This is a genomic window from Nocardiopsis chromatogenes YIM 90109 (assembly GCF_000341185.1).
GTDB classification, from domain to species: Bacteria; Actinomycetota; Actinomycetes; order Streptosporangiales; family Streptosporangiaceae; genus Nocardiopsis_A; species Nocardiopsis_A chromatogenes.
In genome coordinates, this window is sequence record NZ_ANBH01000094.1 from 1 (window position 1) to 11,434 (window position 11,434).

The 11,434-nt window shown below is 75.3% G+C and carries 11 protein-coding genes; 6 read left to right on the forward strand and 5 right to left on the reverse strand.

Annotated elements, in window-relative coordinates; all coding sequences use genetic code 11:
• Positions 1-509 precede the first annotated feature (509 nt).
• Positions 510-1,757: an MFS transporter gene (locus tag D476_RS0109295; protein WP_017623675.1), complete on the forward strand. Its 1,248-nt coding sequence runs from the start codon at positions 510-512 to the stop codon at positions 1,755-1,757.
• A gap of 62 nt (positions 1,758-1,819) precedes the next feature.
• Here D476_RS0109295 and D476_RS0109300 read toward each other — a convergent pair whose 3' ends face one another.
• Entirely contained in the window at positions 1,820-2,710 is an 891-nt protein-coding gene (locus D476_RS0109300; RefSeq protein ID WP_017623676.1) for an amidohydrolase family protein, read from the reverse strand.
• Positions 2,711-2,863: 153 nt separating this feature from the next.
• Between D476_RS0109300 and D476_RS0109305 the strand changes: the two genes are divergently transcribed.
• Complete coding sequence (locus tag D476_RS0109305) at positions 2,864-3,301, forward strand: hypothetical protein (RefSeq protein WP_017623677.1); 438 nt, start codon at positions 2,864-2,866, stop codon at positions 3,299-3,301.
• Here D476_RS0109305 and D476_RS0109310 read toward each other — a convergent pair.
• Genes D476_RS0109310 through D476_RS0109325 form a run of 4 tightly spaced genes read right to left on the reverse strand, consistent with a single transcriptional unit; the run spans position 3,298 to position 7,226 of the window.
• A complete protein-coding gene (locus D476_RS0109310; RefSeq protein WP_017623678.1) occupies positions 3,298-3,717 on the reverse strand; it encodes a PIN domain-containing protein in 420 nt (139 codons plus the stop codon). The genes D476_RS0109305 and D476_RS0109310 overlap by 4 nt on opposite strands.
• A complete protein-coding gene (locus D476_RS0109315) occupies positions 3,714-3,932 on the reverse strand; it encodes a type II toxin-antitoxin system VapB family antitoxin (protein ID WP_017623679.1) in 219 nt (72 codons plus the stop codon). The genes D476_RS0109310 and D476_RS0109315 overlap by 4 nt, the downstream gene beginning before the upstream one ends.
• Before the next feature lie 58 nt (positions 3,933-3,990).
• Positions 3,991-6,555, reverse strand: a complete 2,565-nt coding sequence (locus tag D476_RS0109320; protein WP_020380444.1) for an FtsX-like permease family protein — start codon at positions 6,553-6,555, stop codon at positions 3,991-3,993.
• The gene (locus D476_RS0109325) at positions 6,552-7,226 is read right to left on the reverse strand and encodes a phosphatase PAP2 family protein (protein ID WP_017623681.1); all 675 of its coding nucleotides are present in this window, start codon (positions 7,224-7,226) and stop codon (positions 6,552-6,554) included. The genes D476_RS0109320 and D476_RS0109325 overlap by 4 nt, the downstream gene beginning before the upstream one ends.
• A 356-nt stretch (positions 7,227-7,582) precedes the next feature.
• Between D476_RS0109325 and D476_RS0109330 the strand changes: the two genes are divergently transcribed.
• The 4 genes from D476_RS0109330 to D476_RS32655 all read left to right on the forward strand — a co-directional run.
• Positions 7,583-9,040, forward strand: coding sequence for a sensor histidine kinase (locus D476_RS0109330; protein WP_017623682.1), 1,458 nt, complete (start codon positions 7,583-7,585; stop codon positions 9,038-9,040).
• Positions 9,037-9,696 (forward strand): response regulator, encoded by a 660-nt coding sequence (locus D476_RS0109335; RefSeq protein ID WP_017623683.1) that lies wholly within the window; start codon positions 9,037-9,039, stop codon positions 9,694-9,696. Before D476_RS0109330 ends, D476_RS0109335 begins: the two co-directional genes overlap by 4 nt.
• 79 nt (positions 9,697-9,775) lie before the next feature.
• Complete coding sequence (locus tag D476_RS0109340; RefSeq protein ID WP_192826369.1) at positions 9,776-10,360, forward strand: DM13 domain-containing protein; 585 nt, start codon at positions 9,776-9,778, stop codon at positions 10,358-10,360.
• Positions 10,361-10,576: 216 nt separating this feature from the next.
• On the forward strand, positions 10,577-11,434 hold an 858-nt coding region (locus D476_RS32655), incomplete at its 3' end, for an RNA polymerase sigma factor (protein ID WP_017623685.1).

Consider the following 11,434-nt stretch of genomic DNA (forward strand, 5'->3'; position numbering starts at 1 on the left):
CGGCCGGGCCCGGTAGGAGGCCCGGCAGGCCGAACGCGGCGGCGCCCTCAGACGTCGGCGGGTGCGCACGGGGATGCGGCCTCCCCGCCTTCAGCCGAGGGGACGTGGTGCTCCCGCCACCCTCGTCGCCCGGGGCCGGAGGCGGCGCCGCACGTGGACGGGGCGCCAGGCCCTGTCCGCCCGGCCGGAGCCCGGAAACGGGGTATCCGCCGGTGCCACCGGCACCGGCGATGTGATCTGGGCCGCCTCGGCGCGTGTCGGCATGCGCCGACGCCCGGTGCGCGGGGACGTGTGGTCCACTCCCCCTTCCCCTGTGCGCGGGGTCATGTGCGCATCAGGACTTCCCGCCCCGCCCCATGGCGTTGTCAAGGTTTCGTGCGCCCGTTCCCCTGGGCCGACCTGCGCTCCACCGCGCCTCTTCCGCCCCCGGCGCACCGAATCCGACCGTCTCCCGGCCGTTCCCGCCCCATCGGCGTGCGGTCGCGCATGTCCCCGCGAAGGAGGGCACCTTGCCCGTCGCCCTGTGGGCGCTCACTCTGGGCGCTTTCGGTATCGGCACGACCGAGTTCGTCATCATGGGCATCCTGCCCGAGGTCGCGGCGGACACCGGGGTCTCCGTCCCGACCGCCGGCCACCTCATCTCCGGCTACGCCGTCGGCGTGGTCATCGGCGCCCCGCTGCTGGCCGTCGCCGGGTCCCGGCTGCCCCGTAGGACCTTCCTGCTCGCCCTGCTCGGGCTCTTCGCCGGGGCCAACGTCCTGTCCGCGGCCGCCCCCGGGTACGAGGCGCTGCTGGCCACCCGCGTGCTCGCCGGGCTGCCGCACGGCGCCTTCCTCGGGATCGGGTCGGTCGTGGCCGCCGACATGGTGGCCGGGCACCGGCGCGGCCAGGCCGTCGCCCGGGTGCTGCTCGGCCTGACCCTGGCCAACGTCGCCGGGGTGCCGCTGGGCTCCCTCATGGGCCAGGAGCTCGGCTGGCGCTGGGCGTTCGCCGGGGTGGCGGTGGTCGGCGCCGTCGCGGCGGTGGTGCTGCGCGCCGCCCTGCCCGAGCAGCCGCGCCCCGCCCCCGTCCCGGTCCGCCGCGAGGTCAGGGTCCTGGCCCGGCCCCAGGTCCTGCTCGCCTTCGCGGTCGTGGTCTTCGGGTTCGGCGGCAGCTTCGCCGCCTACAGCTACATCAGCCCCGTGCTGACCGGTGTCACCGGCTACGGCGCGACCGGCGTGGCCCTGATGCTGGGCCTGTTCGGCGTCGGCACCACCGCGGGCGCCGTGGCCGGGGGGCGCCTGGCCGACGCGGCGCCCATGCCCACCCTCTACCTCTTCACCGGCGCCCTCGCCGCCTCCCTGGGGCTGTTCGCGTTCACGGCGGGCAACCCCGTCCTCGCGCCGATCGCGGTCTTCCTCATCGGCGCGACCGGCTTCGTGGCCGTCACCAGCCTCCAGACGACCATCCTGGAGAAGGCCAAGGAGGCGCCGGGCCTCGCCGCCGCCGGGATCCACTCGGCGTTCAACATCGCCAACGCCCTCGGAGCGCTGCTCGGCGGTGCGGCGATCTCGGCGGGGCTGGGCCTGACGTCGCCCGCCCTGGTCGGTGCAGCCCTCTCGGCCGTCGGGCTGGGGCTCGCCCTGCTGCTCGGGCTGTCGGAGCGGCGTGCCGCGCTCGTGCGGAGGGCGGGGGCCGCGGAGCCCGTGCCGGAGGCGGTGGCCGCTCCGGCCCTCGGGGAGGCCGCCGACGGGGTTCGGGAGCCCGCCGCCGCGTGACCCGCCGCCGCGTGGCCCGCTGCGGAGCGCGTTCGGCCGCGGCGAGGGCCGACGGCCCGGCCTCAGACCGAGAAGAGCCGGGCGCCGTTGCCGTACAGCACCGACCGCAGCCACCCCTCGCCCAGCCCCAGATCGGCGAGGCACTGGAGCTGGTGCACGTACGGGTAGGGGATGTTCGGGAAGTCGCTGCCGAGCAGGATCCGGTCCTCCAAGGCCTTGAGGCGGGGGACCTCCTCCGGCGGGAACGGCGCCAACCGCTCGGTGAATTCGGTGAACACCATCGTGGTGTCCAGGTGGACGCCCTCGTACCGCTCCGCCAGGTCGAGGAACTCCGAGTACTCGGGCGTCCCCGCGTGCGCGACGACGGCCTTCAGCCGCGGGTGGGCCCTCAGCACCTCACTGAAGGGCCCCGGGCCGGTGAAGGGCCCCTCCTCCGGGCCCGAGCCGCAGTGCACGACGGCGGGGACGCCCGCGTCGGCCAACGCCCCCCAGACGCCGTCGAGGAGGGGGTCGCGCGGGTCGTAGCCGCCCACCTGGAGGTGGGCCTTGAACACGCGCGCCCCTGAGGAGATCGCGGCCGCCACGTACCCCTCCGCCCCGCGCTCGGGGTAGAACGTCGCGCTGTGCAGGCAGTCGTCATGGGCGTCCGCGAACTCCGCCGCCCACCCGTTCAGCCACTCGGCCATCCCCGGCTTGTGCGGGTACAGCAGCGACGTATAGCGGACGACGCCGAACCGCCTCAGCAGGCCGACCCTGTCGGCCTCGGCCTGCCGGTAGGTGATCGGCCAGACGCCCTCGCCCAAGGCGTCGAAGTACGCCCACACCTTGTCCAGCACGCGCTGCGGCATGAAGTGCGTGTGCACGTCGATCAGGCCGGGGAGGCCGAGCTCCTCCCAGTACGCCCGGACGTCGGCGATCTCGTCGGGTGATGCGGCGTATGTCACGTGGGCCACTCTACGGACGTGTGCAGTGAAGAGTGTCAGCCGGGCGACACCTTGCGCCCCGGCTTCCCAGCGCGCGCGTACCCATGGGACACGGACGCCCAGAGCGCCCGTGCGGCCCCGCGCCCGCGGGGCCGCCTGGTGTCGAAGGGAAGGACCCACGCCATGTCCACGATCGCCTTCAGCCGCTCGCACGTCATCGCCCACGCCTGGAAGGGCGTGGTCGCCGGTCTCGCCGGGGGAATCGTCTTCGGGATGCTCATGGCCATGATGGGGATGCTCCCGATGATCGCCATGATGGTCGGCTCCGAGAGCGCCGTCGTCGGCGGGCTGGTCCACCTGGTCATATCGGCCGGTATCGGCCTGGTCTTCGGCGTCCTGGCCGGAGAGTTCGCCGACCGGCTGTGGCCGGTGCTCGGCGCCGGGCTCGTCTACGGCCTGGCCTGGTGGGTCCTGGGCGGGCTGGCCCTGATGCCGGCCTTCCTCGGGATGCCGGTGTTCACCATCGACCAGGCCGCCATGATGAGCCTGGTGGGCCACGCCGTCTTCGGCATCGTGGCCGCACTGGCCCTGTGGGGGATGAGCAGGGGCGAGCAGCACTAGGCCGACGGAGCATCCCGGACGCTCCGCTCGTGCAGGTCCGAAAGGAACCGGGCGGCTGTGACGAAGTCGCCGTCATCGTGGAGAACGGTGAGCCCGTGATGGGCGGCGGTGGCGGCGACCATCAGGTCGACTGCGAACATGGACCGGTGAGCGCCGCCTCGGACGAGTCGGTATTGAGCCGCCTCGATCCACCGCCACGTGCCTTTGGGGACGGGAACGTCCGGATAGAGTACGGAGAACAAGTCGTTCATCTGCTCATAGTCGTCGAGGTCGCGTGCCGATCGGCGGAACTCGGCCCGCTGCGGGGCGCACGAACCGACGACACCTTCGGCGATGACGTGCTGCCAAGAAGCCCGGTACTTGTCCTCACGGAGAATCCTCCAGAGCGCGGAGGAGTCGATAAGGTACCGGATCACTCGGCCGACCCCTTCTCGCTCTCCCGCCGCCGCCAGTCCTCGTAGTCCCACGAGGCCGAGAGCTCTGCAAAATGCTCCAGGGCCGCGATCCGCTGGTGGCGGGCCGCGTACTCCCGAAGGGCCAGGTTCACGGCCTCCTTTTTGGTCTTCGCGCCGGACAGCCTGATCGCTTCATCGAGGGCTTCAGGGTCGATATCGATCTGGGTCAAGGCCATGGCTCCCCCTCCTCATGATCATGGATAAATTAATCATGCATGATCAATATTGTGGAGGTCACACCGCCCCCGGCGCGCCCGCCGCCAGGCCCGTGACCGGGGCCCTGGCGGCGCGGGCGGCGGGGGCCAGGGACGCCAGCAGCCCGGCGGGGATTCCGGCCAGCAGCAGCACCGCCACCCGTGCCGCCGGAACGGCGGGCACCATGTCGTCCATCGCCGCCCCCGCCGCCGCCAGGCCGAACAGCACGCCCAGCACCGCCCCGACCGCCGTCCCGGCCGCGCCGACCAGGGCCGCCTCGGTCGCGACCAGCCCGCGGAGCTGCCCACGGGTCAGCCCCAGCGCGCGCATGAGGGAGAACTCGCGCCCGCGCTCCAGCACCGACAGCGCCAGCGTGTTCGCGATGCCCAACACCGCGATCACGACCGCCACCGCCAGCATCCCCACCACCACGACGAAGATCGTGTCGAACAGGCGCCCGTACTGCTCACGCTGCTCCGCGCCGCTGACCACCTCCAGCCCCGGGTGGGCGGCGGACGCGGCGTCCACGGCCGCCCGCACCCGGTCCGCCGGGGCGCCGTCGGCGCCGACGACCAGCAGAGCGGCGTCCGGCGTGTCCGGGAACAGCGCCGTGAAGTCCTCCGGCGCCACGACCAGGCCCGGCATGCCCCCGTCCGACGCGGTCACGGCCGCCACGGTCAAGCGCCGGTCCGACCCGTCCCCGTCCGCGGGAACGGCGATCGTGTCGCCCACCCCGACCCCGAGGCGCTCGGCGTCGTCCGCGTACACGGCCGTTTGCCCGGGCGCGACATCGGCCAGGTCACCCGCCACGGTCTCCATCGCGAGGTCGGTCCCCATGCGCGCGTTGAGGAAGGACGCCACCCGGGTCGGCTCCCCGCCGATCTCGACGATCGTGCGCCGGTCCCGCATCACCTTGCCGATCGCCGGGTCCTCCGCCAAGCCGCGGGCGAGGGAGGCGGGGAGTGCGGATGCCGGGGTGCCCGCGTCGGCATCGCCTTGAGCGGTCAGGGGGCGCAGGGCGTAGTCGGCGGGCATCTCGCGCGCCATCACCTCGGTGAGCGTGGACTGGATCGACGCGCTCGCCACCGCGTAGCCCGACATCAGCGCCGCCCCGACGGCCAGCGCCGTCATCGCGGTCGCCGTGCGGTGCGGGGCGCGCAGCACGCCTTCCACGGCCAGACCGGGCGCCGTCCCCAGACGCCGTATGGGTGCGCGTACCGCCGCCGCGAACGCGCGCACCAGCCACGGCGCCGCGGCCACCGCCCCCGCGAAGGCCGCCATGCCCGCGCCCGCCACGACCACCATCGGCAGCGGTCCCGGCTCAAGGGACAGCCCCGCGTACACCCCGGCGGCGGCGAGGGCGAACAGGGAGGCCGCCGTGAAAGCGCGTCCACGGCGGGGGCGCGAAGCCGCTTCGTCGGAAACGCCGTCCCCTCCGCTCTCCCGGAGCGCGGCCAGAGGGGCCGTGCGCATCGCCGCGACCGCCGGGCGCACCGCCGCGGCGACGGTGGTCAGCACCCCCGCCCCCACACCGAGGGCGACCGAGGCGGGGTTCACCACGAGCGGCATCCCTTCGGCGCCGGTGGTCCCGAAGAAGGAGGCCGTCCCCGCCGACCGCCCGGCCAGCTCCACCGCCGCCGCGGCCACGCCCACCCCCAGCGCCGCCCCGGCCGCCGAGGCCGCCAGCCCGACCGCCAGCGCCTCGGCCAGCACCCCGCGCAGGATCTGTCCGCGGTCGGCGCCCAGGCAGCGCAGCAGCGCCGTGGAGCGCCGCCGCTGAGCCACCAGCACCGCATAGGTGTTGCCGATGACCAGCGCGGCGGTGAACAGCGCCACCGCGGCGAACAGCGACAGCCCGACGGTGACCGACCGCGCCTGCACGCCCGCGTCCTCGGCGAGCAGGGCGCCGTAGTCGGCGCCGGTCATGGTCCGGGCCGCGTCGCCGAGCGCCGTGCGGACCGCCGCCGCGACCTCGTCGGGGTCCGTGCCGTCCGCACCGAGCACGCGCAGCTCCGCGTACCCGTCGACCCCGGTGAGCTCGGCGGCCGTGTCCGGGGCGAAGGCGATCGCTCCCGTGGCCGCGGCGGAGCGGTCCAGCCCGAAGTCGACCAGGCCGGTGACGGTGAACTCCCGCCGCCGCCCGTCCGCGCCGACGGCGGCCACGGTGTCGCCGGTCTCCAGCCCCGCGGTGCGGGCGGTGGCCGCCGACAGCGCCGCCTCGTCGGCCGCGGCCGGTGCGCGGCCCTCCGCGATCCGCAGCCGCTCGGTGGGCCCGCCCACGGACGCGGCCATCGCCGCCGCGCCCCCGAGCGGCCGCCCGTCGGGGCCCAGCAGCACGGCCGACCCGCGCACCGCGCCGTCGGCCTCCGCCACCTGTGGAAGCTCCCGCACCCGTGCGACCAGGTCGCGGGGGAGCACACCGTCGTCCCCGGGCGGGAGGGCGACCGCGTCGAGCCGGTCGGCCCCGCCCATGGCGGAGTCGGCGAAACTCTGGCGGACGCCGTCGGTGAAGACCAGTGTGGCGGTGGCGAACATGGCGCCCAGGGCGATCGCCAGGGCGGTGGTCGCCAGCCGGGAGAGGGGGCCGGTGCGCAGGCGTCTCAACGGAGGGTCTCCTGACGGCGAGGGGAGCGCGGCGGGGCGGTGTCGGCGTGCGCCCGGGGCTCGGGCCCGGCGGCGGTCAGCAGCGGGCGCAGGAGGGCGACCGCGGCCATCCGCACCACCAGCGCCTCGGCCGGGCGCCGCGCCGCGACGGCCACGGCGGCGGCGACCGCCGCCCCGACCAGCAGCCCCACGGCCACGTCGTGCGGGTAGTGAACGCCCACGAACACCCGCGAGAAGGCCTCCAGCAGCGCCAGCGGCGCCGCGAACGCCGCCGACCAGCGCCACGCGATGAACGCCGCCGCCAGCGCCGCACCCGCGACGGCGGCGTGGTTGCTCGGGAAGGACCAGTCCCCGTGCGGCGGGCATGCCGCGATCGTGACCGCGTCCGCCACCGCCCGGCAGGGGCGCTCCTCTTGGATGAGCGTCTTGGCGCCCTCGCTCACCAGGTAGCCCGCCACCGTCGCGACGGGCGCCAGCAGCGCAGCCGCCACGGCGCGCGCGCCGTGCCCGCGCGCCCGCCACCACAGGGCGACGAAGAGTACGGCGAAGCCCAGCAGCAGCAGGTCGGTGGCGGCCTCGGCGAAGGCCTGCACCCCGGCGGGCAGGTCCTGCGCGAAAGAGGTGACGGCCCGGTACGCGTCGGTGCTGGGCTCGGGGATCAGGCTCGGCATGGGGCGGTGGGGTCCCTTCCGTGGTCAAGGTCGTCGGTTCGCCGGTACGGCGGCATCACCCGCGGAGAGCGCCCCTCGGCGGGCCGTTCCCGTGTCGAGGGGGGAGTCGGGAGCGGGCCGACGCCGCCCCGCTCCGACCGGTGCCGCCCGGGGATGGCGTTCATCGTTCTCCGATCGTTCGTCCGGAGGCCACCGTTCCGATGGCGCCCCGCAGGTTTTTGAGACTAGGTGCGGCCGACGACCCCCCACATCGCCCGTCCGTGGAGAGTGCGCCCGCACTTTCGTGGGGGCCGCGGGCGGGGAACCGGCACTTTCGGGGGAGGCCGAACGGGTGCCCCCGGGCTAGGGTCCAGAGCGTGGGCAGTACGGAGGGGCGGCGCATCGCCGCAGGCCGGTGGGGTGCGTGGGCGCGCGAGGCGGTGCTCGGCGCGCTGCTCGTGTCGACGGTGTACGGGGCGGTGGCCACCACCGGGCCGATCGGCCCGATATCGGTGTTCCTGCCTCTGCTGGCGGGTGCCGCCTTCGCCGCAGGGCGCCTGTCCGCCAACCGCTATGCGGCCCCCGCCGTCCTCGCGGTCGCCGTCGGGGAGAGCCTGCTCCGCGTGGTGGTCCCCCTCGCCGTCGGAACCGAGCCCTGGTCGGGCATGGCCGACGCGATCGTCACCCTTCTGTTCGGCGTCTTCCCCTGGTTCACAGGCCGCTATATGCGCCGGCGGGCGGAGCTGCTGGACTCGGGCTGGGAGCGGGTCGCCGCCCTCGAACGCGAGCGCGACGCCGTCGCCGAGCAGGAGCGCCTGCGCGAACGGGCCCGCATCGCCGAGGAGATGCACGACTCCATCGGCCACGACCTCAGCCTGATCGCCGTGCGGGCGGGCGGCCTGGAGGTCGCCCCGGGGCTGTCGGAGGAGGACTACCGGGAGGGCGTCGGCGAGCTGCGGGCGCGGGCCTCCGAGGCCATCGGCCGCCTGCACGAGGTCATCGGCCTCCTGGAGCGGTCCCGCGGACAGGACGGGGCCGAGGCGCCGCTCGGCCGGCTGATCGTGCGGGCGCGCTCGTCGGGGATGGAGATCGACTGGGACGGGGCCGAGGCGCCCGGCGACCAGGCCGCACGGACGCTGGTCTTCGCGGTCGTCCGGGAGGCGCTGACCAACGCCGCCAAGCACGCCCCGGGCGCGGCGGTCACGGTGGAGGCCGGGGCGCGGCGGCGCGGCAGGACCGCCGCCGTGCGGGTGGCCAATGGGCCCGCGGAGGCGGGCCTCCCGGTCTCCGCCGGGGGCGGGCGGGGGTTGAGCTCGCTGCGCGACCGGGTGGAGCGGGCCGGGGGCACCCTGGACTTCGGCCCGACCGGCGGGGGCGGCTTCGCCGTCGAGGCCCGCCTGCCGGCCACCGCCGCCGCCGCGGCACGCGAGCGCCCCGTCCGTCCCCGCCGGGAGCTGGCCATCGCGGTCGCCACGGCCACGGGCGTCCTCCTGCCGCTGGTCGTCGGCTGGGACGCCTACGGCGCCTACCTGACCGAGAACGCCGTGCTCACCGAGGAGGACTTCTCCCGGCTGGCCGTCGGTCAGGACCGGGCGGCCGTCGAAGAGCTGCTGCCCTCGGCCCGGCTGCCCACCGCGGTCATCGACCCCGGCCTGGAGCTGCTGATGCCCGAGGACGCCGACGAGTGCCGCTACTACCGCTCGCCCCGGGGGCCGGAGTGGTCGCCCGACCAGGCCTTCCAGGTGTGCTTCGCTGGTGGGGCACTGGTGTCGGCGTGCGTCTACGACCGCCGACCGACGCCCGATCTGCACTGCAAGGAGGACGGGGACGCGTGATCAGGGTGGTGCTCGCCGACGACGAGGCGCTCATCCGGGCGGGGGTGCGGACGATCCTGACCGCCGATCCGGGCATCGAGGTCGCCGGGGAGGCCCGGGACGCCGAGGAACTGGTGGAACTGGCCGGCCGGGAGCGCCCCGACGTGGCCCTCGTCGACATCCAGATGCCGGGCGGGGGCGGCCTGGACGCCGTGCGCGAGGTGCGTCGCGCCTCGCCCGGGACGGCCGTGGCGATGCTGACGACGTTCGGCCGCGAGGAGTACATGGTGCGCGCCCTGAGCGACGGCGCCAACGGGTTCCTCCTCAAAGCGGGCGACCCGAGGGAGCTGATCGCCGGGGTGAAGGCGGTGGCCGCCGGCGGCGCCTTCCTCTCCCCGGAGATGGCCCGCGGCCTGGCCGGGCGGCTGCGGGAGGAGGACGGCGGCCCCGACCCCCGGGCGGCCGCGGCGGCCCGCGCCGAGGCGCTCTCCCCGCGCGAACGCGAGGTGCTGGCGCTGCTGGGCCAGGGGCTGTCCAACGCCGAGATCGCACGGCGCCTGCACCTGGTCGAGGACACGGTCAAGACGCACGTCAGTTCGGCGTTCACCCGGCTGGGGGTGTCCAACAGGGTCCAGGCGGCGGTCCTCGCCTACGAGGCGGGCCTCGTCCGCACGTGACCCTGGCGCTCCCGGCGTCGCCCTCCGCGCAGCGGCTCCGAATGAAGGGGGCACGGTCCGGTGGCCAGGGGAGGACGAGATGGGTAAACGGGTGCGGCATCCGTTGGTGTGGGGGGCCGCGGCGATCGCGGTCGTACTCGTGGCCGTGGGGCTGTGGGCGTTCCAACCGTGGCGCCTGTACACGAGCACGACCGTGGACGAGGACCTGCCCGCCGTCGAGCAGAGCGACGGCACGCAGGGTGCGACGGAGGGGCCGGAGCGGTCGGAGGAGCCGGAGGGCGCGCAGGGGGCCGCTGAGGACGAGGTCGGGGAACCGGCCGAGCCCGCCGTACTGGCGGAAGGGGAGTTCGTCTCCCAGGAGCACGACACGACCGGCACGGCGCGCGTCCTGGAACTCGCCGACGGCTCCCGCCATGTGCGCCTGGAGGGGCTGGCCTCCAGCGACGGGCCGGACCTGTACGTCTGGCTGACCGACCAGGAGGCGGGTGGCGACTGGTTCAAGTACCGCGACGGGCGCCATGTCGACCTCGGGCCGCTCAAGGGGACGCACGGCGACGCCAACTACGAGATCCCGGAGGACGCCGACATCGAGGGCATGACCAGCGTGGTCATCTGGTGCGACCGCTTCTCGGTGGCGTTCGGCTCGGCGCCGCTCGACCTCTGAGGCGCCGCCCTGTTCCTCCCCTTCCTCCCCTGAGGACCGGGAGGACCGGGAGGACCGGGAGGACCGGGAGGAACGCCCATCCGATGCGGGCGACTCGCCCCACGTCCGGCATATCCCATTACACTGAGCGCTTCCGCGACCACTCTTTTCAATGGGGCGCCCGGCTCCCAGAATGACGGAAGTCCGGACGAGCCGTGCCGAACAGGGGCGGGGTGCATGACCGACACCGATTCCGGTCCCGCGCGTGACGCCGGGTCCGACGGCGAGCTCGCGGCCGGGCTCCGCGACGGCGGGACAGCCGGGGCGCAGGCCCTCGACGAGCTGTACCGCCGCCACTGGAGGCCGGTGCTGGCCTACGCCCTCACCTGCTGCCGCGACTCGCACACCGCCGAGGACCTCGCCTCCGAGGCCTTCACCCGCACCCTGGAGGCGGTGCGGGCCGGGCGCGGCCCCGGCGAGGCATGGCGCCCCTACCTGCTGGCGGTGGTGCGCCGCACCGCCGCCGACTGGGCGGGCACCGAACGGCGCACCGAGCTCTCCGGCGACTTCGAGCGCTGGCTGGGCGCGGCCCCGGAGGAGAGCGGCGAGGAGCGGGTGCTCCGCCTGGAGGACGGCGGCCTGGTGCGCCGGGCCTTCCACTCCCTGCCCGAGCGCTGGCAGGCGGTGCTGTGGCACACCGAGGTCGAGGGGGAGGCGGCCGAGCGGGTGGCGCCGCTCCTGGGCATCGGCCGCAGCGGTGTGGGGTCGCTGGCCTCGCGCGCGCGGGAGGGGCTGCGGGAGGCGTACCTGTCCGCGCACATCGCCGGGGCCGAAGGGGAGTGCCGCCGCTTCGCCCCGATGATCGGCGCGCAGGCGCGGCGTGTCGGCCGCAGGCCCCGGCGCGACCTGGGGCGCCACCTGGCCGAGTGCGAGCGCTGCCGGTCCGCCTTCGCCGAGCTGAGCGGGCTGAGCAGGCGCATGCGGACAGTGCTGCCCACCGCACTCCTGATGTGGGCGGGGCCCTTCACCGGAGTGGCCGGGCTGCAGACGGGGCTGGTCGCCGGGGGCACGGCCACCACCGGCTCGGCGCCGCTG